Source organism: Kitasatospora sp. NPDC048286 (genome assembly GCF_043201735.1).
Classification (GTDB): Bacteria; Actinomycetota; Actinomycetes; order Streptomycetales; family Streptomycetaceae; genus Kitasatospora.
The window spans coordinates 95,971-117,633 of the sequence record NZ_JBICZE010000004.1 but is presented as its reverse complement, the minus strand read 5'-3'; the positions used below and the strand labels follow the sequence as shown (position 1 = coordinate 117,633).

General features: G+C 74.0%; 21 protein-coding genes. 12 read left to right on the top strand and 9 right to left on the bottom strand.

Annotation, left to right across the window (positions count from 1 at the left end):
- Positions 1–697: 697 nt before the first annotated feature.
- From ACGF13_RS11165 to paaE, 6 genes are all read left to right on the top strand, one after another.
- Positions 698–2,293: a M20 family metallopeptidase gene (locus tag ACGF13_RS11165; RefSeq protein ID WP_392871936.1), complete on the top strand. Its 1,596-nt coding sequence runs from the start codon at positions 698–700 to the stop codon at positions 2,291–2,293.
- A gap of 292 nt (positions 2,294–2,585) precedes the next feature.
- The gene (gene paaA / locus ACGF13_RS11160; protein ID WP_392871933.1) at positions 2,586–3,665 is read left to right on the top strand and encodes a 1,2-phenylacetyl-CoA epoxidase subunit PaaA; all 1,080 of its coding nucleotides are present in this window, start codon (positions 2,586–2,588) and stop codon (positions 3,663–3,665) included.
- Positions 3,662–3,979, top strand: a complete 318-nt coding sequence (gene paaB, locus ACGF13_RS11155; protein ID WP_387757691.1) for a 1,2-phenylacetyl-CoA epoxidase subunit PaaB — start codon at positions 3,662–3,664, stop codon at positions 3,977–3,979. Before paaA ends, paaB begins: the two co-directional genes overlap by 4 nt.
- Before the next feature lie 13 nt (positions 3,980–3,992).
- Positions 3,993–4,901 (top strand): 1,2-phenylacetyl-CoA epoxidase subunit PaaC, encoded by a 909-nt coding sequence (paaC, locus tag ACGF13_RS11150; RefSeq protein ID WP_392871930.1) that lies wholly within the window; start codon positions 3,993–3,995, stop codon positions 4,899–4,901.
- 41 nt (positions 4,902–4,942) lie between these two features.
- Positions 4,943–5,533 (top strand): 1,2-phenylacetyl-CoA epoxidase subunit PaaD, encoded by a 591-nt coding sequence (paaD, locus tag ACGF13_RS11145; protein ID WP_392871927.1) that lies wholly within the window; start codon positions 4,943–4,945, stop codon positions 5,531–5,533.
- The gene (gene paaE / locus ACGF13_RS11140) at positions 5,534–6,787 is read left to right on the top strand and encodes a 1,2-phenylacetyl-CoA epoxidase subunit PaaE (protein ID WP_392871924.1); all 1,254 of its coding nucleotides are present in this window, start codon (positions 5,534–5,536) and stop codon (positions 6,785–6,787) included.
- Between the two features lie 3 nt (positions 6,788–6,790).
- Here paaE and ACGF13_RS11135 read toward each other — a convergent pair whose 3' ends face one another.
- Together ACGF13_RS11135 and ACGF13_RS11130 are read right to left on the bottom strand one after the other, a co-directional pair.
- Positions 6,791–7,900, bottom strand: coding sequence for a flavin-containing monooxygenase (locus ACGF13_RS11135; protein WP_392871921.1), 1,110 nt, complete (start codon positions 7,898–7,900; stop codon positions 6,791–6,793).
- Positions 7,901–8,037: 137 nt separating this feature from the next.
- Entirely contained in the window at positions 8,038–8,409 is a 372-nt protein-coding gene (locus tag ACGF13_RS11130; RefSeq protein WP_392871918.1) for a YbjQ family protein, read from the bottom strand.
- A gap of 124 nt (positions 8,410–8,533) precedes the next feature.
- On the opposite strand from ACGF13_RS11130, the gene ACGF13_RS11125 reads away from it, so the two are divergent.
- Together ACGF13_RS11125 and ACGF13_RS11120 are read left to right on the top strand one after the other, a co-directional pair.
- On the top strand, positions 8,534–9,463 hold the full coding sequence (locus ACGF13_RS11125) for a hypothetical protein (RefSeq protein WP_392871915.1): 930 nt from the start codon (positions 8,534–8,536) through the stop codon (positions 9,461–9,463).
- Positions 9,464–9,692: 229 nt separating this feature from the next.
- The gene (locus tag ACGF13_RS11120; protein ID WP_392872760.1) at positions 9,693–10,412 is read left to right on the top strand and encodes a peptidyl-tRNA hydrolase; all 720 of its coding nucleotides are present in this window, start codon (positions 9,693–9,695) and stop codon (positions 10,410–10,412) included.
- A gap of 147 nt (positions 10,413–10,559) precedes the next feature.
- Here the strand turns inward: ACGF13_RS11120 and ACGF13_RS11115 are convergent, their stop codons facing one another.
- The 4 genes from ACGF13_RS11115 to ACGF13_RS11100 form a co-directional block, all read right to left on the bottom strand.
- Complete coding sequence (locus ACGF13_RS11115) at positions 10,560–11,303, bottom strand: hypothetical protein (RefSeq protein ID WP_392871912.1); 744 nt, start codon at positions 11,301–11,303, stop codon at positions 10,560–10,562.
- 71 nt (positions 11,304–11,374) lie between these two features.
- Positions 11,375–12,148, bottom strand: a complete 774-nt coding sequence (locus ACGF13_RS11110) for a hypothetical protein (protein ID WP_392871909.1) — start codon at positions 12,146–12,148, stop codon at positions 11,375–11,377.
- Positions 12,145–12,297 (bottom strand): hypothetical protein, encoded by a 153-nt coding sequence (locus tag ACGF13_RS11105; RefSeq protein WP_392871906.1) that lies wholly within the window; start codon positions 12,295–12,297, stop codon positions 12,145–12,147. The genes ACGF13_RS11110 and ACGF13_RS11105 overlap by 4 nt, the downstream gene beginning before the upstream one ends.
- Positions 12,294–13,061: an ABC transporter ATP-binding protein gene (locus ACGF13_RS11100; RefSeq protein WP_392871903.1), complete on the bottom strand. Its 768-nt coding sequence runs from the start codon at positions 13,059–13,061 to the stop codon at positions 12,294–12,296. The genes ACGF13_RS11105 and ACGF13_RS11100 overlap by 4 nt, the downstream gene beginning before the upstream one ends.
- 206 nt (positions 13,062–13,267) lie before the next feature.
- Here ACGF13_RS11100 and ACGF13_RS11095 point away from each other — a divergent pair, with 206 nt between their 5' ends.
- Both ACGF13_RS11095 and ACGF13_RS11090 read left to right on the top strand, forming a co-directional pair.
- Entirely contained in the window at positions 13,268–14,629 is a 1,362-nt protein-coding gene (locus ACGF13_RS11095; protein ID WP_392871900.1) for a sensor histidine kinase, read from the top strand.
- Between the two features lie 44 nt (positions 14,630–14,673).
- Complete coding sequence (locus tag ACGF13_RS11090; RefSeq protein ID WP_392872757.1) at positions 14,674–15,333, top strand: response regulator; 660 nt, start codon at positions 14,674–14,676, stop codon at positions 15,331–15,333.
- 112 nt (positions 15,334–15,445) lie between these two features.
- Here the strand turns inward: ACGF13_RS11090 and ACGF13_RS11085 are convergent, their stop codons facing one another.
- The 3 genes from ACGF13_RS11085 to modA all read right to left on the bottom strand — a co-directional run bounded on the left by ACGF13_RS11085 (position 15,446) and on the right by modA (position 18,470).
- Positions 15,446–16,522 (bottom strand): ABC transporter ATP-binding protein, encoded by a 1,077-nt coding sequence (locus ACGF13_RS11085; protein WP_392871898.1) that lies wholly within the window; start codon positions 16,520–16,522, stop codon positions 15,446–15,448.
- 125 nt (positions 16,523–16,647) lie between these two features.
- A complete protein-coding gene (locus ACGF13_RS11080) occupies positions 16,648–17,514 on the bottom strand; it encodes an ABC transporter permease (RefSeq protein ID WP_392872754.1) in 867 nt (288 codons plus the stop codon).
- Positions 17,515–17,609: 95 nt separating this feature from the next.
- A complete protein-coding gene (gene modA, locus ACGF13_RS11075; RefSeq protein ID WP_392871895.1) occupies positions 17,610–18,470 on the bottom strand; it encodes a molybdate ABC transporter substrate-binding protein in 861 nt (286 codons plus the stop codon).
- Between the two features lie 366 nt (positions 18,471–18,836).
- Between modA and ACGF13_RS11070 the strand changes: the two genes are divergently transcribed.
- Both ACGF13_RS11070 and ACGF13_RS11065 read left to right on the top strand, forming a co-directional pair.
- On the top strand, positions 18,837–19,904 hold the full coding sequence (locus ACGF13_RS11070) for an RNA ligase (ATP) (protein WP_392871892.1): 1,068 nt from the start codon (positions 18,837–18,839) through the stop codon (positions 19,902–19,904).
- A 121-nt stretch (positions 19,905–20,025) separates the two neighbouring features.
- The gene (locus ACGF13_RS11065; RefSeq protein ID WP_392871889.1) at positions 20,026–21,429 is read left to right on the top strand and encodes a cytochrome P450; all 1,404 of its coding nucleotides are present in this window, start codon (positions 20,026–20,028) and stop codon (positions 21,427–21,429) included.
- Positions 21,430–21,663: the final 234 nt, after the last annotated feature.

The window sequence follows — 21,663 nt, the reverse complement described above, 5'->3', positions numbered from 1 at the left end:
ACCTGTCGTGCCCGGGGTAGCAACCGAGGCACGTCGAGGCTCGATGGGGCACATCGGGGCACGGCATCGTCCGGTGTTCACGCGTGCGTTCCCCGGACGTTCCTCCGGAGTCAGAGCGGGACTCGAAGCGGGCTTCCCTGAGCCGTCGCGTGCCCCCGGTTCGTACCGCGTGCTGAGCCGATGTCACCCATCCGGCGTGGAAATGCCGTGCCTTGGCCGTTTGCGCTGCCGAACTCGGGCGGCGGGTCCATGGTGGAGATGGGCGCGATCCGGCGACCGCGCCCGCGCGCCGATCCAGGCCCGCGCGCCGAGCGCCCGCGCCGATCGCGGACGGGCGGCCTCCGAAGCGGGGCCCGGTACCGGCACGCTGGGAGCAGGGCCACCTCGCAGGAAACCGAACGGTTCTTCTAGGCTCACATCTCGGCTTCCCTGCGGCGGTCCGGCCACTGCGCCCGCTGTCAGGAGGCCGCCGTCCACGGGGGCTCCGGGCGGACCGGGGTCCCCGGATCGAGCGAGGAGGACACATCATGCCAAGCACGCCGCCCTGCCGTACCACCGTACTTGGGCCAGTCGGGCCGCTCCGGTGGGCCGCCCATCATCCCGTTCGGTCGGTGCAGTCCGGCCGGGCCTGGTGCCCGGGCGGAAGCGGTCGGCCGGTACGGCCGCTGTATACCGGCGGCGGCCGCGGAGGCGAGCGTTGAGTTCCCAGACCATCGGGTCGCACGCCGTGCCGGGCGCCGCCGGGGAACCCGCCCCGTCACCTGTCACCGTCCCAGCCGCCACCGACGGCGAGGCCCGCGCCACCGCCACCACTGCCACCACCGCCACCGGTGCTGCTGCTGCCGCCTGCACGGCAACTGCCGCTCCGGCTCCGGCCACCACGGTGCCGGCCGCCTCGGGCCAGGCCGCCGCCGCGTCCGCTACCACGAAGACGGCCGCCGCCAAGGCGGCAGTCGCCAAGACCACGGCCGCCACGTCGGCCCTCACGAATACCGCCCTCATGAAATCCGCCCTCACCAAAGCCGGCGTCGCGAAGACCGCGGTGGCGAAGAGCGCTGCCGCGAAGCCCACGGCAGGACCGGCAGCCACCGCCACCCCGGGGACCGCAACCGCCACCACGGTGTTGCCCGGTGTGCCGCAGGCACTCAGCACGCGTGCCCGTAGCCTCGCCGGCGCCGTCCGGCGCCGCTGCGCCGACCTGGCGCGGATCGAGTCCCCCAGCGGTGACGCCCCGAGACTCGACGCCCTGGCCGAGGAGTTGGCGGCCGGGTTCCGTGCCACCGGTGCCACCGCCCGCCGCGAACCCGGACCGGCGGGCGACCACCTGGTACTGGAGTGGGAGGGCCGGGACGAGTCCCTGCCGCACCTGCTGATCGTCGGGCACCACGACACCGTCTGGCCGGTCGGCACCCTCGCGGACTGGCCGGTGACCGAGCAGGACGGCCGGCTCACCGGCCCCGGCGTGGTCGACATGAAGGGTGGACTCGCCATCCTCGAGGGCGCGTTGGCGCTGCTCGCGGACCTGGGCGAGCGCCCGCACCGCACCGTCCGCCTGGTCGTGGTCTCCGACGAGGAGGTGGGCAGTCCGGACGGGCGGCGCCTGGTCGAGCGCCAGCTGCGCGACGCCGCCGCGGTCCTGGGGCTCGAACCGTCGCACCCCGACGGCCGGCTGAAGACCGCGCGGCGCGGTAGCACCCGGGTGCGGCTCACCGTGACCGGCCGCGAGGCGCACGCCGGCAACGACGCCAACGACGGGGTGTCCGCGGTCGACGAACTGGTGGACCAGCTCGTGCTGGTACGCGACCTCGCCGGCCAACCCGGTACCGAGCTCAACACCGGGCGGATCAGCGGTGGTACGCGCGCCAATGTCGTCGCGGGCCGGGCCGAGGCCGAGCTGGGGCTGCGCTTCGCCACCGCAGAGGCGCAGCGCCGCACGCTCGACGACCTCGCCCGGCTCACCGCGCTGCGCCCGGGCGCCCGGGTCCGTACGGAGGTGCTGTCCAGCCGTCCGGCGTGGCCCGAACGGACGGGCAACCCACTGTTGCGGCACGTGCGTTCGCTCGCCGCCGTGCTCGGGCAGCAGCTGGACGGCGCCCCGGCGGGTGGGGCGGGGGATGCCAATCTGCCCGGCTCGCGCGGGCTGCCGACCCTGGACGGCTTCGGTGCTGTGGGCGCCGGAGCGCACGCCCGGCACGAGCACATCCGGCTCGACCAGATCGCCCCCCGGGTCGCCCTGCTGGCGGCACTCCTTGCCGTACCGCTGCCGCGACTGCGCGACCGCGCGGAGGGGTGAGCCGCCGGTGAGCTGCTGACGGCCGACCGCTGACGCTCGACGACGGGCAGACAGTCGACAGCGGACAGGGAACAGCGACCAACTCACAGCGACCAACTCACAGCGACCAACTCACAGCGAACACCGGGCAGCGAAAAGGAAACAGCGAACAGCACACAGTGAAGAGCTGACGGATAACAGCTGACAGATTCTGAAATCTGTCAGCTGTTATCCGTTCCGCACCTTGCCATCCCTCCGTCCTGCCGCGCAGAATGGTACCGACCGAACGGTCAGTCGGTTGGTCGGCGCCCAGATGCCCGACCGACCGGGCAGGACACGAGAGGGGACCGTGGTGACAGCAGAGGTGGCCGAGGCGGTCCCCGCGCAAACGCCGGAGGACCGGTTCGAGGCGGTCGTCGCCGCCGAGCAGCGGATCGAGCCCAGGGACTGGATGCCCGACGCCTACCGGGCCACCCTGATCCGCCAGATCGCCCAGCACGCCCACTCCGAGATCATCGGCATGCAGCCCGAGGGCAACTGGCTGACCCGGGCCCCGTCCTTGCGCCGCAAGGCGATCCTGCTCGCCAAGGCCCAGGACGAGGCCGGTCACGGCCTCTACCTCTACGCCGCCGCCGAGACCCTCGGCGTCGACCGCGCCGAGCTCACCGAGAAGCTGATCTCCGGCCGCCAGAAGTACTCCTCGATCTTCAACTACCCGACCCTCACCTTCGCCGACGTCGGCGTGATCGGCTGGCTGGTGGACGGCGCCGCGATCTGCAACCAGGTCCCGCTCTGCCGCTGCAGCTACGGCCCGTACGCCCGCGCGATGGTGCGGATCTGCAAGGAGGAGTCCTTCCACCAGCGCCAGGGCTACGAGCTGCTGATGACGCTGATGCGCGGCACCGAGGCCCAGCGCCGGATGGTCCAGGACGCGGTGGACCGCTGGTGGTGGCCGTCGCTGATGATGTTCGGCCCCTCGGACGCCGACTCGCCGAACAGCGCCCGCTCGATGGCCTGGCGGATCAAGCGGCACGGCAACGACGAGCTGCGCCGGCGCTTCGTCGACATGACCGTCCCGCAGGCCGAGCACCTGGGCGTCACCCTCCCGGACCCCGAGCTGCGCTGGAACGAGGAGCGCGGCGGCTGGGACTTCGGCGAGCCGGACTGGTCCGAGCTGACCAGGGTCATCCACGGCCAGGGCCCCTGCAACGCCCAGCGGGTCGAGCGCCGCCGCGCCGCCCACGAGGACGGTGCCTGGGTGCGCGAGGCGGCCGTCGCCTACGCGGCCAAGCGCGCCGCCGAAGCCGCCGCAGTCCCCGCGGCCCCCGAGACCACCGCAGCCCCCGAGGCCGCTGAAGCCACCGAAGCCACCGAACAGGAGAACGGAAAGTGACCGACCCCCAGGTTGGCTCCCCGGCCGGGTCCAAGGCCGGCTGGCCGCTGTACGAGGTGTTCGTGCGCCCCCGGCGCGGGCTGAACCACGTCCACGTCGGCTCGCTGCACGCCTCCGACGACCGGATGGCCCTGCTCGCCGCGCGCGACCTGTACACCCGCCGTAACGAGGGTGTGAGCCTCTGGGTGGTCCGCTCGGACGCGATCACCGCCTCCACCCCGGACGAGCGCGACCCGTTCTTCGAGCCCAGCGGCGACAAGGTCTACCGCCACCCGACCTTCTACGACATCCCCGAGGATGTCCCGCACATCTGACGGGGGAGCCACCGTGCACAACGACACCACCACCGGCGCCGACCAGGACGACCACGTCTACCTCAGCCTCGCCGACGCCGCCCCCGGCCCCGAGGGCGAGGGCCGCTGGGCGTACGGGACGGGCTTCGCCGACCCGCTGCTCGGCGTGGACACGGCGCTGCCCGCAGGCGTGGACGGCGCGGACCTCGCCGCCTACTGCCAGATGCTGGGCGACGACGCCCTGGTCCTCGCCCAGCGGCTGATCGAGTGGTGCACCCGGGCGCCCGAGCTGGAGGAGGAGGTCGCGCTCGCCAACCTGGGCCTCGACCTGCTCGGCCAGGCCCGCCTGCTGCTCACCCGGGCCGGTCAGGCGGACGGCACCGGCCGGACCGAGGACGACCTGGCGTACTGGCGCGAGGAGCACGAGTTCCGCAACGTCCGCCTGGTGGAGACGCCGAACGGCGACTTCGCGTACTCGATCGCCCGGCTGCTGCTGTTCGCCACCGCGCGCGGCGCCCTGTACGAGGCGCTGAGCACGCACCCCGACCCGGTACTGGCCGCGGTCGCGACCCGGGGCGTCAAGGAGCTGGCCTACCACCGGGAGTACGCCACCGCCTGGACGCTGCGCCTGGGCGATGGCACGCCGTACTCCGCCGAGCGGATGCAGGCCGGTCTGGACGCGGTCTGGCCACTGCTGGAGGAGCTGTTCACGGCACACCCGGTGGAGCAGCGCGCGGGCGTCGACCCTGCGACGCTGCGTGAACCGGTGCTGCGCTCGCTCGCCGCCGTCCTCGCCGAGGCCGGGCTGACCGTACCGGACGTGCCGCCGCTGGCCACCGTCCTGGGCCGGGCCGGCCGGGACGGCGTGCACACCGAGGCGCTCGGCCCGCTGCTCGCCGAGTTCCAGGTGGTGGCCCGGGCCCACCCGGGGGCGACATGGTGACGGCCGACACCGCGACGGGCGCGGCGGACCCGACGGGTGCCGTGACCCCACCGGGTAACGCGGACCCGACGGGCGCCGCGAACCCGACGGGCAGGACGACCCGGGACCTGGCCTGGGCGGTCGCCGCGGCCGTCCCGGACCCGGAGCTGCCCATGCTGACCCTGGCCGACCTGGGTGTCCTGGCCGAGGTCGAGGTGGACGGCGGCAGCGGCAGTGCCGACGGCACGGTGACCGCCTGGCTGACCCCGACCTACTCGGGCTGCCCCGCCGTCGCCGAGATGGCCGCCGACGTGGACCGCCGGCTGCGCGCGGCCGGGTACCCGGACGTCCGGGTGCGGTTGCGGCTGGACCCGCCGTGGTCCACCGACCTGATCACCGCCGAGGGCCGCCGCAAGCTCGCCGAGGCGGGCATCGCCCCGCCGCGCCCCACCGCCGCCGTCGCCACGGCCGGTCCGGTGGCGCTCACCCTCGGCCCGACCCGCGCCGGAACCGCGACCCCGCCCCCCGTGCCGTGCCCGCACTGCGGTGGCACCGCGACGGAGGAGCTGTCCCGCTTCGGTTCCACCGCCTGCAAGGCGCTCTGGCGCTGCCGGGCCTGCCGCGAGCCGTTCGAACGCGTCAAGGAGATCTGAATGCCCGCCGCTTCCCCCGCCGCCGCGTCCGCCAATACCGCCGGTTCGGCCGCCGCCTCCGCCGGCCCGGCCTCCACCCCCGCCAGACCGGCCTCCGCCACTGCGGCTTCCGCCTCCGCCACCGGCGTGGACACCGGGGCGGACACCGGGGCGACCGGCATCCGCCCCGCCCGCCGCCCGACCTTCCACCGGCTGCGGATCGACCGGGTCGAGCGGCTGTGCGAGGACGCCGTCGCGGTGAGCTTCGCGGTGCCGGACGGACTGGCGCAGGAGTACGCCTTCCGCCCCGGGCAGACCCTGACCCTGCGCAAGCTGGCGGACGGCACCGACGAGCGCCGCTCGTACTCGATCTGCGCCCCCGTCGGCGGGCCGCTGCGGATCGCCGTCCGGGAGGTGCCCGGCGGGCTGTTCTCGCGTTGGCTGGTGCGCGAGGCGAAGCCGGGCGAGGAGGTCGAGGTGCTGACGCCGTCCGGCCTCTTCACCCCCGAACTCGGCGTCCCGGCCGACCACGTGCTGCTCGCGGCCGGCTCCGGCATCACCCCGATGCTGTCGATCGCCGCCTCCGTGCTGGCCGCCGACCGCGACTCCACCGTCACCCTGCTCTACGGCAACCGGCGCAGCGACACCGTGATGTTCGCGGACGAGCTGGCCGACCTGAAGGACCGCTACCTCGGCCGCTTCCAGCTGGTCCACGTACTCTCCCGGGAGACCAGGGACGCCGAACTGCTCAGCGGCCGGCTGGACCCGGAGCGGGTTCGCGCGCTGCTGGCGGCGCTGGTGGACGTCGGCAGCGTCGGGCACTGGTGGCTGTGCGGCCCGTTCGGCATGGTCGCGGGCGCCAAGGAACTGCTCGCGGAGCTGGACGTGCCGGGCGAGCGGGTGCACCAGGAGCTGTTCCACGCCGAGGACGAGCCGCTCCCGGAACGCGACGAGGACTGGGACCGGACGGACGCCTCGTCCGGTGGCGCCTCGGGCCCGCAGAGCGAGGTCACCGTCGTCCTCGACGGCCGCGGCAGCACGCTCTGCCTCCCGCGCGACCGCTCGATCCTGGACGGCGCCCAGCGCTCCCGCCCCGACCTGCCGTTCGCCTGCAAGGGCGGGGTCTGCGGCACCTGCCGCGCCCTGGTCACCGAGGGCGAGGTGGAGATGCGCCGCAACTTCGCGCTGGAGGAGAAGGAACTGGCCGCCGGCTACGTCCTCACCTGCCAGGCCCGCCCGCTCACCGACCGGGTGACCGTCGACTACGACCGCTGAGCCTCAGACGGCGGCGGGCTCCGTCATCGCGCCACCGAGCGCCGGAGCACCGAGGGCCGGGTTCCCGAGGAGCCTGACCAGGTCGTTGACCGCCGCGCGCCCGGCCCGGTTGGCGCCGACGGTGCTGGCGGAAGGACCGAAACCGACCAGGTGGACGCGGGGGTCGGCGGTGGCGCGGGTACCGGTGAGCGCGATGCCGCCGCCGGGGGAGCGCAGCCCGAGCGGGGCGAGGTGCCCGATCTCGGGCCGGAAACCGGTCGCCCAGACGATCGCGTCCACCGCCAGCTCCTCGTCGCCCCAGGCGACCCCGTGCTCGGTCAGGCGGTCGAACATCGGCCGGCGGTGCAGCGCGCCCAGCTCCTCGGCGCGCCGGTAGGCGACGGACGGGCCGAGCCCGGTCACGCTCACCACGCTGCGCACCGGCAGGCCCTGCCGGACCCGTTCCTCCACCTTGGCGACCACCGCGCGCCCGTACTCGGGAGTGAACGGTCCGTCGTGGTAGACGGGTTCGGAGCGGGTGACCCAGACCGTCTCGCCGACCGCGGCCACCTCCGACAGCACCTGGATCGCCGAGGCCCCGCCGCCCACCACCAGCACGCGCTTGCCCGTGAACTCCTCGGGGCCGCGGTACTCGGCGTAGTGCAGCTGACGGCCCGCGAAGTGGCCGGGGTAGTGCGGGAGGAAGGGGCGGGTCCAGGTGCCGGTGGCGTTGATCAGCGCACGGGTGGACCAGGTGCCGTGGTCGGTCTCGACCAGCAGCCGGGAGTCCGGGCGCTCGGACTCCGCCCGTACGGCACGCACCACGACCGGGCGTACGACCGGGAGCGCGTGCCGGGCCTCGTACGCCGCGAAGTACTCCGGCACCACCTCGCGGGCGGGGGCCTCGGGGTCCGGCTGCGGGAGTTCGGCGTCCGGGAGGTCGTGGACGCCGTGCACGGTGGCCATCCGCAGGGACGGCGAGCGGTGCGCCCAGGCACCGCCCGGTACGGGGTTGGCGTCGAGGACGACGAAGCCGCCGTCGACGCCCGTCCGGTACGGGGCGAAGCCGCGACGGCGCAGGTGGTGGGCGGCGGACAGGCCCGCCTGCCCGGCGCCCACCACCAGGACGTCCACGCGTTGCGGAACACCGTTAGTTGCACCGTAAACAGTCACGCCCGTGAAACATCGGGGGACCGGCGGGTGTTCCCGCGAATCGGGCCGAAGGCCGTCCGAACCGGGTCGGAGACCGTCCGAACCGGGCCGGAGGGGCGTCAGGAGACCGGGGAGATCACCGCGGCGGTGCCGTAGGCGCAGACCTCGGTGCCGACATCGGCTGCCTCGGTGACGTCGAAACGCATCATCAGGACGGCGTTGCCGCCACGCGCCTTGGTCTGCTCGACCAGCCGCTGCATCGCCTCGTTGCGGCTCTCGACCAGGGTCTTCGTCAGACCGCGCAGCTCACCGCCGATCAGCGACTTCAGACCGGCACCGATCTGGCTGCCGAGGTGGCGGCTGCGGACGGTCAGCCCGAAGACCTCGCCGATCACGTGGTCGACCCGGAAACCGGGGATGTCGTTGGTGGTCACGACCAGGACGTCCGCGTTCGGGCCCTGCCCGCCGCCGTACTCGTTGATGTCAGCCATGGGACGCATCCTGCCAGTTCGTGCGTCCGAGTGACCGAGGCGGGGCCGGGCGGTGGCCGAGAAGGCTTCCGGAAGCTGGTCCGGACCCGTGATCGGGCGCCCGAAAGGCCGTACCGTTAGCCCCATGGGCGAGCGAAGCGATCATCCACAGGGGCCGGGCGCGGCGGAGGACTCCGGCGCGCAGGAGATCGAGGCGACGGTGGTGCTGGGCCTTCGGATCACCGACTGGCCGGCCCTGCGCGCGGCCGCGATCAGGGCCGTCGAGGAGCTGGACTTCGAGGGCATCGACCCGGCCGGCCAGCGCCGCGAACTGCTGCGCGAGGTGGCCGAGGACGCCAACGCGGCGCTCGGTGCGCTGCTGCACCCGGACCGGCTGGTGGCCGCCATCCCCGGGGTCGAGGCGCTCGGCGGCACGCTGGAGATCAGCGTCACGGAGGACTTCACCCCCGACTTCGCGGACCTGTTCCCGCTGGAGGGCGACGAGGAGGACGGCGGCGCGGGCGCGGACTGGACGCTCACCCCGCGCACCGCCTGCCTGCTCCACGCCCAGCTGATCGGTCTGGCCGACGCCGCGTACGACGACTTCGACGAGCACGGGGACGAGGCGGTCTCCGACGGCGACGACACGGACTGGACGGTCTTCTCCCGGCTACCCGAGCGCACCTGGCGGATGCACCGGGGCTGGCGCCGCGCGATGGCCCGGGCCTTCGACGACCTCGCCGACGACCTCGCGCTCGGCGAGTGGCCGCTGCCGCGCTGCCTGGCCGAGGATATAGCGCTGCGGATGGCGCTGGTGGACGCCCGGGCCCTGCTCGGCGCGCAGCCCGAGTCGGTGGCGGACATGATGGGCGACCTCCCGGCCGACCTGTACGACTACGACTGGGACGGCTGCCACGACGAGCTGTTCGGCGTCTACGGGCCGGACGACGGCGATCCGGAGCTCGCGGCGGAGCAGCGCACGGAGCTGCTGCTGGCGGCCACCCACCCGGAGGGCTGGTTCCTGATGTACGAGGACGCGGAGGAGCGGGACCCGCAGCGCGGCTACCGGCGCTGACCGGGCGTCGCGGTGGCGGTGCGGCGGTGCGGCGGTGCGGTGGTGTGGTGGTGCGGCGGTTCGGACGGCGAGTGCCGGGGGGCTCGCCGTCGAGGCGAACCGTCGAGGTGAACGGGGCGGGCCGAGTCGGTCGGGGCGGGGCTGGCATCCTGGACGGGTGACTTCTCCTTCCGACGCCCCGACTTCCGCCGCTCCGGCCCCGGCTCCTTCGTCTCCGGTTTCCCCGTCCCTGCCCACGGCCCCCGCCCCGGCGGCGGAGCCCGGCGACACCCCGTCGCGCGAGGAACGCGACGAGCGGCCGCAGTACGTGCTGCCGCTGGTCGTCCGGGTGGAGCGGGCGACTCCGCCGGGCCGGACGGACGCGCTGGAGACCTCGGCGCGGGCGGTGCTCACCCTGCTCGCCGACCCCCGGGTGACCGAGGCGGACGGCGAGTGGGCGGAGCGGGTCGCCGCCTGGGAGGACGCCCGGATCCGCAAGGTGGTCCGGCGGGCCCGGGGCGGTGAGTGGCGTCGGGCGGGTGAGCTGCCTGGCCTCACGGTGCGGGGGCGGGAGGCCGAGGTGCGGGTGTTCCCGCCGATCCCGCTGGACGGCTGGCCGAAGGAACTCGCCAAGCTCCAGGTGTCCGGGACGGACCTGGAGGAGACGGCCGAGGTCGGGGCACCCGAGCCGGGGCTGCCGGTGCTGTGGCTCAACCCCGAGCTGGAGATGAGCGCGGGCAAGACGATGGCGCAGACCGGGCACGCCGCCCAGCTCGCGTGGTGGCGGCTCGACGAGGCACAGCGCAAGGAGTGGGCCGAGGCCGGGTTCGCGCTCGCGGTCCGGACGGCCGCGGCGGAGGCGTGGGAGGACCTTGTGCGCAGCGGGCTGCCGGTGGTCCAGGACGCGGGCTTCACCGAGATCGCTCCGGGCAGCTGCACGGTGATCGCGGACCACCCGGCACTGCGGTGACGGAGTGGCGGGGTGGCGTCGGCCGAGGGCTGACGGCGAACAGATGGCAGCGAACAGATGGCAGCGAACAGATAACAGATAACGGATGACAGCTGACAGATTTCGAAATCTGTCAGCTGTCATCCGTTCGCCGTTCCTCGTCGGTCGTCAGCTCCGCTCGTAGCGCTGCATCGCCCGCAGCCCGCCGTAGACCGCCAGGGCCGTCCAGAGCGCCATGATCAGCAGTCCGGTCCAGTGGCCGTAGTGGACGCCCGGCTCGGGTTGGGTGCGGGTCGCGTACAGGCCGGCCCGGTCGGGCAGGAACTGGCCCAGCTCGCGGACGCCGGGGATGGCGGCCAACCAGGTGGTGCCCAGGAACACCATCGGGGTCAGCAGGCCGAGTGCGGCGCTGAAGTTGCCCAGCATCGCGGTCAGCCCGAGGCAGAGCAGCACCATCATCGGGTGGTACAGCACCCCGGCGAGGAAACTGCGGGTCAGGCCCGGGGTGGAGAGGTCCAGGCCGACGGTGGTGCCGACGGCCAGGAACGAGCCCGCCGTCGACACCAGCCCGAGCAGCAGGCCCAGCCCGGCGCCGAGCGCGAGCTTGGCGCCGTACAGCCGACCGCGCCGGGGGACGGCGGTGAGCGAGGTGCCGATCATGCGGGTGTTGAACTCCTGCCCGATCAGCAGGATCCCGAGGCAGGCCACCGCGACGTGGCCGAACAGCAGCCCGTAGAAGATCCCGCCGGCCGGGTCCTCACCGGGCGTGTGGTCCTTCGCCCCGTAGGCGGCGTTGACGGCCGCCGTGACCCCGACGGTCAGCGCGAGCGCGACCAGCGGGGCCGCCCACTGCGAGGGCAGGGTGGTGAACTTGACCCGTTCGGCGCGTACGGCGTCGGTCATCGTGCTCATTGCCGCTCCCAACTCCGGTCTCCCATGTCTGATCTCCCATGTCCGATCTCCCATGTCCCTTTCGCTCGGGTTCACTTGGCGCTTCGCAGTGCCCGCAGCCCGCCGTACGCCGCCAGGGCTGTCCAGAGCGCCATGATCAGCAGTCCGGTCCAGTGGCCGTAGGCGACCGCCGGGTCGTCGGCGTACCGCAGGGCGTACTGGCCGGCCCGGTCGGGCAGGAACTGAACCACCTTCCGCACCCCGGGCACACCGCTGAGCAGCGGTGAGAGCAGGAAGAGGGACGGGACCAGCAGTCCCATGGCGGCGGTGAGATTGCCCAGCAGGGCGGCCGTCCCGAGGCAGAGCACCACCAGCAGCGTCTGGTAGAGCACCCCGGCCACGGCGGTGCGGACGAAGGCGGGCCCGTCCCATTCGGCGGGAACGGTGGCCGCGTACCCGGCGAAGGCGCCCGCCGTCCCGACGGCGCCGACCGCGAGTCCGACGAGTGCGCCGAGCGCGAGCTTGGCGCCGTACAAACGGCCCCGCCTCGGTACGGCGGTGAACGACACGTCGATCATGCGGGTGTTGAACTCCTGGCCGATCAGCAGGATGCCGAAGCAGGTCAGTGCCGCCTGGCCGAAGTTGAGGCCGTAGAAGATGCCGACGCCGGGGTCGTCGGTGAGGTTGTGGTCCTTGTCGCCGAGGGCCGCGCCGACGGCGGTGGTGACGCCCGCCGTGAGCACCAGGGCGAGCAGGGGGGTGATCCAGAGCGACCGGAGGGTGGCGAGCTTGATCCACTCGGCGCGCAGGGCGTTGGTGGCAGGAGCCCTGGTGGCAGAAGTCCCGGCAGGGGTGGGCGCGTTCACGCGGCAGCCTCCGCGCGGTACTCGACGCTGTCGGCGGTCATCCGCATGAACGCCTCCTCCAGGGAGTCCTGTTGAACGGCGATCTCGTACAGCACCACGCCGCCGGCGGCGGCGAGCGCGGCGATCCGCTCGGGTTCGGTGCCGCTCACCTCCCAGGCACCGTCGCCGACTTCGGTGGCGTCGAGGCCGTGGCCGGGGTCGCCGAGCAGGGCGGCGAGCTTGGTCGGGTCGACGGCGCGGACCCTGGTCCGGTCCGGCCGTGGCGGTCGATGAACTCCGAGGTGGCGGCGTCGGCGAGCAGTCGGCCGCGCCCGATCACCACCAAGTGGTCGGCGGTGAGCGCCATTTCGGTCATCAGGTGGGAGGAGACCAGCACCGCCCGGCCCTCGGTGGCCAAGCCGCGCAGCAGGGTGCGGATCCAGCGGATGCCCTCCGGGTCCAGGCCGTTCACGGGCTCGTCCAGCAGCAGTACCGGCGGGTCGCCGAGCAGCGCGGCGGCGACCCCCAGGCGCTGGCGCATGCCGAGCGAGAAGCCCCGGATCCGCCGCCCGGCGGCGTCCGCCAGGCCGACCCGGCCGAGCACCTCGTCGACCCGGCGGGCCGGCAGGCCGTTGCTCGCGGCGAGCCAGCGCAGGTGGCCGTGCGCGGTCCGGCCGCCGTGCAGCGCCTGGGCGTCCAGCAGCGCCCCGACCGTCCGCAGCGGGTCGGGGAGTTCGACGTACGGCCGGCCGCCGACCAGGGCGTGTCCGGCGGTCGGCCGGTCGAGGCCGAGGATCAGGCGCATGGTGGTGCTCTTGCCGGCGCCGTTCGGGCCGAGGAAGCCGGTCACCACACCGGGCCGGACCTCGAAGGTCAGGTCGTCGACGACGCGCCGGCCGTCGTACTCCTTGGTGAGGCCCTGGATCTCGATCACGGCCCGCTCCCCTCGTCTCGTCTCGCCTTGTCGTCGGTCTCCGCCGGGGCTCGCTGTGGTCGGCCCCGGGCGGTGGCTCCATTCGACCGGAGCGGGCCGGTGCGGCGGATCCCGCCGGGGCGGGGAGCCGCCTCCCTCCCGAGAGGGAGCCGGCCGGAGACCGGCGCGGGAACCGGGAGCCCGGGGCGGCCTGACAGGATGGCCCGATGTCCAAGATCGCAGCGCTGAAGAGCGCGGTGTCCGGGAGCACTGCGCCGGGAAGCGCGGTGCCGAGGCTCGTCGCGCCCCTGGTGGCCGGCACCACGTACGCACGACTGCTGCACCTGCTGGTCGGGTGGATCTTCGCGGGCGTCGTGCTGATGGTCTATCCGGGGACGTACCACAAGGATGTCGGCGAGATCCTGATGGCGAGCATCTCGACGGACGTCGTGCTGCTCGCGCTCGCCGCGCTCATCCCGGCGGCGCGCCGGGCCGAGGGGGTGCAGGCCCGGCTGCTGCTGGTGCCCGACCGCGAGGAGGACATCGCCACCGAGCCCTCCCGCTCCTGGGTCGACCGGCGGCGCACGGCCGGCTGGCTGATCGGGCGGGTCGCGCTCGGTTCGGCGGTCGGGTTCCCGGTGGTCTTCGGGATCGCCGGGGCCTTCGAGCGGCTGACCGGTCCGGACGCCCTCTGGTACCTCCCGTTCACGCCGTTGGCGGCACTCGGCCTCGGCTGGTTCCTGGTGTACGCAGGCCGCCTCCAACTCGCCATGGCAGTCAGACTGTTGGGCCCGTCACCGGCGGAGCGCCTGGTCGAGGCGGAACTGCGCGCCGAACGGCTGCTGGAGCGCAACCGGCTGGCCCGGGAGCTGCACGACTCGATCGGCCACGCCCTGACGGTGACGGTCCTTCAGGCGGGAGCGGCGCGCGAGGTCGGGGATCCGGCCTTCGTCGCCAAGGCACTCGAAGTCATCGAGGAGACCGGCCGACAGGCCATGGAGGACCTCGAACGCACCCTCGTGCTGCTGCGCGAGACCCCGGCCGGAGCGAACGGCGCGGCCACCGAACAGCCCGGGATCGACCAGCTGCCCGCGCTGTTCGACACCGCCCGGGCGGCCGGCAGCCCGGTGGAGGCGCGGATCGAGGTGCCTTCCGGCACCCTGCCCGGAGTGCTCTCCCGCGAGTCGTACCGGATCGTCCAGGAGGGAGTCACCAATGCGCTCAAGTACGCTCCCGGCGAGCCGATCGACATCCGGATCGCCGTACGGGACGGCCAGTTGGAGCTGTGTTGCGCCAACCGGCCACCCGGAAACGGTCGTTCACCGGCCGGGGCGGATCGGCCGACGGCCTACGGCGCGGGCAGGGGCGCAACGCGCAAGGGTGGCAAGGGACTGCGCGGCATCCGCGAGCGTGCCACCCTGCTCGGCGGAGAGGCGACGGCGGGACCAGCGCGGGAAGTGGCACCGGGACCGGTGCCGGGGCCGGGGGCGGGGATGGTGCAGGGGACGGGGCCGGGGGCGGCCGAGGCGCAGGAGGGGAACGGGGGATGGGTGCTGACCGTCCGGCTGCCCCTACGCTTGGGCTCGTGACGAACGATCTTGTGACCCGGGGTGCGGCCGGAGGAGCCGCCGGGATGACGGACATCCTGCTCGCCGACGACGAGGAACTGGTCCGGGCCGGCCTGCGGGCCGTCCTGGAGGCGCAGGGGGACCTGCGGGTGGTCGGCGAGGCGTCCGACGGTGCCGAAGCGGTCGCCCTCGCCCGCGCGCTGCGCCCGCACGTGGTGCTGATGGACGTCCGGATGCCGGTGCTGGACGGCCTGGCAGCCACCCGCGAACTGCTGCACCCCGGCGCACCGGGGGAGCGTCCTCCGAGGATCCTGGTCGTGACCACCTTCGAGAACGACGACTACGTCTACCAGGCGCTGCGCGCGGGCGCCGACGGCTTCCTGCTCAAGCGCACCCGCCCGGCCGAGATCGCCCAGGCGGTGCGGCTGGTGGCGGCGGGCGAGTCGCTGCTGTTCCCGGCCGCGATCCGCCGGTTGGCGGCCGGGCACGGCAACCCGACCGCCCGGGCGGCCATGGAGCGGGCGGCGCTGACCGAGCGCGAGGCGGAGGTGCTGCGGCTGGTCGCGCGTGGCCTCAGCAACGGGGAGATCGCCGAGCAGCTGTTCCTCGGCGTACAGACGGTGAAGACGCACGTCAGCAGCGTGCTGGCGAAGCTGGGCGCGCGGGACCGCACCCAGGCGGTGATCGCGGCGTACGAGTCGGGGTTCGTCGAACCGGCGGAGTGACGCTGCCGGAACGATCCCGTCGGAGCGGCCCGCCGGCTCGATCCCGTCGGGGCGGCCCGTCGAAGCGGTCCCGTCGGAGCGGCCCTGCCGGAGCCGTTCCGGCGGTGGGCTGTCAGGCCGGGTAGGCGTGGGTCTGGGTCGCCTTGACCGAGGCCCAGACCGCGACGCCGGGCGCCAGCTCCAGCTCCGCGACGGCGGCCGGGGTGAGGTCGGCGGCCAGCGGCAGGTCGCCGGCGAGTTCGGCGCGGACCTGGTCGCCGTGCAGGTCCAGCCCGGTGACCTCGGCCTTCCACAGGTTGCGGGCGCTGGCCTGCGGGCGCTCCCGGTACAGCGTCACGGCGGAGGGCGGGAAGGCCACGAAGGCCGGGCCGTCCAGCTCCTCGGTGGTGGCCAGGACCGTGCCGTCCGGGAGCGTGACCCGGGTGCCGTCGGCCCGGCCCTGGTACAGGTTCAGGCCGACCAGCCGGGCGATGTAGTCGGTGCGCGGACGCCGGGCGACCTCCGCCGGGCTGCCGGACTGCACCTCCCGCCCGTCCTCGATCACCACGAGCCGGTCGGCCAGCACCATGGCGTCCAGCGGGTCGTGCGTCACCAGCACCGCCACCGCCTCGAACTCGGCCAGGTGGCGCCGCAGCTGGGACCGTACGTCGAGCCGGGTGCGGGCGTCCAGGGCGGCCAGCGGCTCGTCCAGCAGGAGCAGCCGGGGGCGTACGGCGAGGGCGCGGGCGAGCGCCACCCGCTGGGCCTGGCCGCCGGAGAGCCGGCCGGGGCGGACCGAGGCGTGGTCGGCCAGGCCCATCCGCTCCAGCCAGGCCGCCGCCTCGGCCCGCGCCTCGCGCTTGGGGCGGCCCTGGCAGCGCGGGCCGAAGGCGACGTTGTCGAGCGCGCTGAGGTGCGGGAACAGCAGGTAGTCCTGGAAGACCACGCCGACCGGCCGCTCCTCGGCGGGGGTGTGCGCGCGTTGCGCCGGGTCCTCCAGGACGTGACCGTCCAGGCGCAGGTGGCCGCCGGTGAGCGGGAGCAGTCCGGCGAGGGCGCGCAGGGCGGTGGACTTGCCGGCGCCGTTGGGGCCGAGCAGTGCCACCACCTCGCCGGGGGCGGCGGTGAGGTCGAGGTCGAGGGTGAACCCGGGGCGCTCGACCCTCAGACGGGCGTCCAGGGCGGGGCCGGGGCGGCTGGCGGTGCTCATCGGTGCGGCGTCCAGGTGTCCGGAGTGTCCAGGGCGTTGGAAGTGTCCAGGGCGTTCGAAGTGTTCCGGTGTGGTCGCTGTCTCCGGTGCGGGCGGTGTCTCCGGTGTCTCCGGTCTGGGCGGGGTCACGGCGTCGACAGCCAGCGGTCGCGCAGGCCGACCAGGACGGCCACGGAGACCACCAGCAGCACCAGGGACAGCGCGATCGCCGCCTGGGGGTCGGACTCCATGGCCAGGTAGACGGCCAGCGGCATGGTCTGGGTGCGGCCCGGGAAGTTGCCCGCGAAGGTGATCGTCGCGCCGAACTCGCCGAGCGCCCGGGCCCAGGCGAGGACGGCCCCGGCGGCGATCCCCGGGGCGATCAGCGGCAGGGTGACCCGCCGGAACGCGGTCAGTCGGGAGGCGCCCAGGGTCGCGGCGGCCTCCTCGTAGCGGGGATCGGCGGCCCGCAGCGCGCCCTCGACGCTGATCACCAGGAACGGCATCGCCACGAACGCCTCGGCGATCACGACCCCGGTGGTGGTGAACGGCAGGGTGATGCCGAAGGCCGAGTCCAGCCAGGAGCCGACGATGCCGCGCCGCCCGAGCACCAGCAGCAGTGCCACGCCCCCGACCACCGGCGGCAGCACCAGCGGCAGGGTGACCAGCGCCCGGATCACCCGCCGGCCGGGCAACTCGGTGCGGGCGAGCAGCCAGGCCAGCGGGACGCCGAGGACCAGCGACACCGCGGTGGCCGCGGTCGCGCTGATCAACGACAGGCGCAGCGCCTCCCAGACCGCGGCGCTGGTGAGCTGCTCGGACAGGCTGCTCCAGGGCGCCCGGATCAGCAGGCCGACCAGCGGCAGGGTCAGGAAGGCCAGTCCGAGCAGAGCCGGGAGCAGCAGTGCGACCGGGACGCGCTGCGTGCGCGGGCGGCGGTTGTGGGGGCGGCTTCGCGGACGGCTCCGCGGACGGCTTCGGGGGCGGCGGCCTCGCGGGTGGCCGCCCGGCAGGGCCTGCGCGGGTCCTGCCGGGCCGCCGCCGACGGTGCGGGCCTGCTGGTCCCGGCCCCGGCGGTTGTTCGCCCCGGAGCCGGCGGTGCGTTCGTTCACGGGGCCTGGAAGCCCGCCGCGGTCAGCACCTGCCTGGCCTCGGGCGACCGGACGTACGCGACGAAGGCGGCGGCGCCGTTCTTGTTCGGCGCCTTGGCGAGCGCGGCGATCGGGTAGTCGTTCACGGCCTTGTCGGCCTCGGGGAAGTCCACGCCGTCGATCTTCGCAGCATCGGCCTGCACGTCGGTCCGGTACACCAGGGACGCGTCGACCTCGCCGAGTTCGACCTTGGTGAGCGCGCCCTTGACGTCCTGCTCCAGGGTGACCGGGGTGAGGTCGACACCGGCGGCCTTGAGCGCGGTCTGGGCGGCGGCGCCGCACGGCACCTCCTTCGCGCACAGGGCGACCTTCACGCCGGAGGCGGTGAGGTCCTTGAGGCCCGCGACGTGCTTGGGGTTGCCCTTGGGGACGGCGATGGTGAGGGTGTTCCTCACGAAGGTCGTGGGCTGTCCGCTCGCACCGCCCGCGTCGCTCACGGTCTTCATGGTGGCGGGGCTGGCGGCGGCGAAAACGTCAGCCGGGGCACCGGAGTTGATGCTGGTGGCGAGGCTGGAGCTGCCGCCGAAGTTGAAGGTGACCTTGCTGCCCGGGTTGGCGGCCTCGAACTTCCGGCCGAGCTCGGTGAAGGTCTCCTTGAGCGAGGCGGCGGCGAAGACCGTGACGGTGCCGGAGGCCTTCGGGACGCCGCCGCCCGCGCCGCCCGCGTCCGCGGCGGAGTTCGGGGAGGTGCTCGACGAGGCCGTGGAACCGGAGGACGTGCCGCCGCCGCTGCCGCAGGCGGTGACCCCGAGGCCGAGGGCGAGGGCCGCGGCGGTGGCGACGGCGAGTCTGCGGGTGGTCGGCGTGCGGGTGCTCATCGGTGCTTCCCCTCCAGGGTGCGCGCCGGAAGGGGCGCGGAGTCCTGATCGCAGGTGCGGCCATTACGGCGATCATAGTGCCGCAGATGCGAGCGATGAACCCCCTGTCGGTTCGCACGGCGGAGGCCGATGGCGGCGGGTGGCGGCCGGTGACAGCCGGGTGGCGGCCCTCGGACTGCCGTGGAACGGCGCGTCCGGGATCGTGCGTACCCGGCGTGCGTGCCCGGCGTGCGTGCGCCGGAAGGGGCGCGCGGAAATTGTGTCGCGCCGTGGACGGCCGGGCGGTCACAGTGGTCGTCGTCCGTACACGCGGCCGGGGTCGGTCGGAGGCGCCGCCGCGGCCGAACCAAGGGGAGGAGTCCGTCCGTGTCCACGCTGCACGTCACCGCCGAGAAGCTGGTCATCCTGGAGCACCCGAACGCCGATGCCCTGGAACTCGCCCAGGTCGGCCTCTACCGCGCGGTGGTCGCGAAGGGTGCGTACCGGACCGGGGACCACGCCGTCTACATCCCCGAACAGGCCGTCCTCCCCGAGGGGTTGATCGACGAGCTGGGGCTGACCGGCAAGCTGGCCGGCAGCCGGGCGAACCGGGTGAAGGCGGTACGGCTGCGCGGCGAGCTGTCCCAGGGCATCGTCTGCCGGCCCGCCGCGCTGGCCGGCTCCGACCTGGCCGCCGCGGCCGAGCGCGGCGAGGACTTCGCCGAGCTGCTCGGGATCGTCAAGTGGCAGCCGCCGGTGCCGACGTCGATGAGCGGCGACGTGGTCAGCGCGCCGGACCTGCTGCCCTGGGTGGACATCGAGAACCTCAAGCGCTACCCCGACGCCTTCGCGCCGGGCGAGCCCGTGGTGCTGACCGAGAAGCTGCACGGCAGTTGCTGCCTGGTCACGTACTTCGCCGCCACCGGCGAGGTGCAGGTGTCCTCCAAGGGCATCGGCGCGCAGGGGCTGGCGCTGGCCGAGGACGAGCGCAACCTGTACTGGCGGGCGGTGCGGGCGTACGGCATCCCGGAGGTGGCGGCGCGGCTGGCCGAGCGCCTCGGGGCCGAGCGGGTCGGCATCTTCGGCGAGGTCTTCGGTGAGGGGGTGCAGGACCTGGGCTACGGCGCCTCGGCGCGCACCGAGCGCCCCGGCTACGCGGCCTTCGACGTGTCGGCCCTGATCGACGGACAGCTGAACTGGCTGTCGGCGGTCGAACTCCTGCCCGGGGAGCTGCCGTTGGCTCCGGAGCTGTGGCGCGGGCCGTTCGACCCGGAAACCGTGCTCGGGTTCGCCCGGGGCAAGGAGACCGTTTCCGGACGTCAACTGCACCTGCGCGAGGGCGTGGTGGTGCGGCCGGTCACCGAGCGGTGGAGCCCGGTGCTCGGCGGGCGGGCGATCGCCAAAGTGGTCAGTGACGCTTACCTGACCCGCAAGGGGGGCACCGAATACGAGTGAGACGGGTCCGGATCCGACCGGGCGGATCAGCCCGGTCGGGCGGGTCCGGGCGCGGCTCCTCTCGGTGCTGACTGCCCGTCGGGAGAGACGGCGGGCGCATCCCTGTACAGAAGGAGTGCCGATGGCCACCGACGTCATCCCCGTGCGCGCCCCCGGGCTCGTGCCCGCCCCCACCTCCGCGATACCCGTACCGTCCGGGAACCGTCTGGTCGGATCGCTGTTCGACCTCACCCGTCGCCCGCTGCGCAGCTACCTCGCGGCCCACCGCGAACACGGCGACGTGGTGCGCTTCCAGGCCGGGCCGCCCGGGCTGCGGGCCGACTTCTACGGGGTGTTCTCGCCGGAGGGCGTCCGCCAGGTGCTGGCCGGCGACGCGGCCAACTTCCGCAAGGAGAGCTCCTTCTACGACGAGCTGCGCACCAGCGTCGGCAACGGGCTGCTGACCAGCCAGGACGCCGACTACCAGCGTCAACGGCGCATGATACAACCGCTGTTCACACGGCGCCGGGTGGACGGCTACGCGGACGCGCTGGCGCAGGAGGCGCAGTCGCTCGTCGAGCGCTGGCGGGCGGCGCCCGACGGGGTGGTGGACGCGGCGGAGGAGACGTCCCGGTTCGCGCTGCGGGCGGTCGCGCGCATCCTCTTCGGCGCCGACGTGGAGGAGGCGATCGCGGTGGTGCACCACAGCTTCCCGGTGCTCGGCGAGTACGTGAAGGAGCGCGGCTACGCCCCGGTCCGCCTTCCGCGCACCTGGCCGACCCCGGCCAACCGGCGCGGCACCGAGGCCCAGCGGGCGCTGTACGGGGTCTGCGACCGGATCATCGCCGAACGGGCCGCGCGCGGCGACGACGAGGACGCGGACGACCTGCTCACCCTGCTCGGGCGGGCCCGCGACGACGACGGCGCGCGGCTCGACCCGGCCGAACTCCGCGACCAGGTCCTGGTGTTCCTGCTCGCCGGGCACGAGACCACGGCCACCGCGCTGGCCTTCGCGCTGCACCTGCTGGCGATCCACCCCGAACAGCGGCGGCTCGCCCGGGAGGAGGCGCGGACCGTCCTGGCCGGGCGGGCGCCGACGGCGGCGGACCTGGACGCGCTGCCGTACATCACCCGGGTGTTGAAGGAGGCGATGCGCCTCTACCCGTCGGCGGCCCTGGGCGGGCGGCGGGCGGTCGAGGAGACCGTCATCGACGGGTACGTGATCCCGGCGGGGGCGCAGGTGGTCGTCGCGCCGCTGGTCACCCACCGGCACCCGGACCACTGGGAGGAGCCGGAGCGGTTCGACCCGGACCGCTTCCTGCCGGAGGCGGAGCGGGCGCGGCACCGGTACGCCTGGTTCCCGTTCGGCGGTGGGCCGCGGGCCTGCATCGGTCAGCACTTCTCGATGCTGGAGGCCGTGCTGGCCCTGGGAGTGCTGCTGCGGGACTTCGAGCTGGAGGCGGTGGACCGGCGGGTGGCGCTGGCGCAGGGGATCACGCTGCGGGCGGCGAGCCCGATGCGGATCCGGGTGACGCCGGGCGGCTGACGGGCGCCTGACGGGCGGCTTGCGGTTGGCGGGCGACAGCTGACAGGTGACAGTCGACGGGGGTCAGCGGACAGATGACAGATTTCAAACTCTGTCATCTGTCCGCTGTCGGTTGTCCGCTGTCGTCCGTACGTCGTCCGCCGCGCGCTCGTCGACCGTCCGCTGGGTACACGACCGGGCCATTCGAACACACCACCCGTGTGCCACGGGCAGCTTTTCAGATCTTTGTCTGAC

What these genes read in the sequence shown, in the direction of transcription:
- paaA (WP_392871933.1), top strand. Translation starts at nt 2,586, where the DNA reads ATGCCCGACCGACCGGGCAGGACACGAGAGGGGACCGTGGTGACAGCA.
- paaE (WP_392871924.1), top strand. Translation starts at nt 5,534, where the DNA reads ATGCCCGCCGCTTCCCCCGCCGCCGCGTCCGCCAATACCGCCGGTTCG.
- ACGF13_RS11130 (WP_392871918.1), bottom strand. Translation starts at nt 8,409, where the DNA reads ATGGCTGACATCAACGAGTACGGCGGCGGGCAGGGCCCGAACGCGGAC.
- ACGF13_RS11125 (WP_392871915.1), top strand. Translation starts at nt 8,534, where the DNA reads ATGGGCGAGCGAAGCGATCATCCACAGGGGCCGGGCGCGGCGGAGGAC.
- ACGF13_RS11115 (WP_392871912.1), bottom strand. Translation starts at nt 11,303, where the DNA reads ATGAGCACGATGACCGACGCCGTACGCGCCGAACGGGTCAAGTTCACC.
- ACGF13_RS11095 (WP_392871900.1), top strand. Translation starts at nt 13,268, where the DNA reads ATGTCCAAGATCGCAGCGCTGAAGAGCGCGGTGTCCGGGAGCACTGCG.
- ACGF13_RS11090 (WP_392872757.1), top strand. Translation starts at nt 14,674, where the DNA reads ATGACGGACATCCTGCTCGCCGACGACGAGGAACTGGTCCGGGCCGGC.
- ACGF13_RS11085 (WP_392871898.1), bottom strand. Translation starts at nt 16,522, where the DNA reads ATGAGCACCGCCAGCCGCCCCGGCCCCGCCCTGGACGCCCGTCTGAGG.
- modA (WP_392871895.1), bottom strand. Translation starts at nt 18,470, where the DNA reads ATGAGCACCCGCACGCCGACCACCCGCAGACTCGCCGTCGCCACCGCC.
- ACGF13_RS11065 (WP_392871889.1), top strand. Translation starts at nt 20,026, where the DNA reads ATGGCCACCGACGTCATCCCCGTGCGCGCCCCCGGGCTCGTGCCCGCC.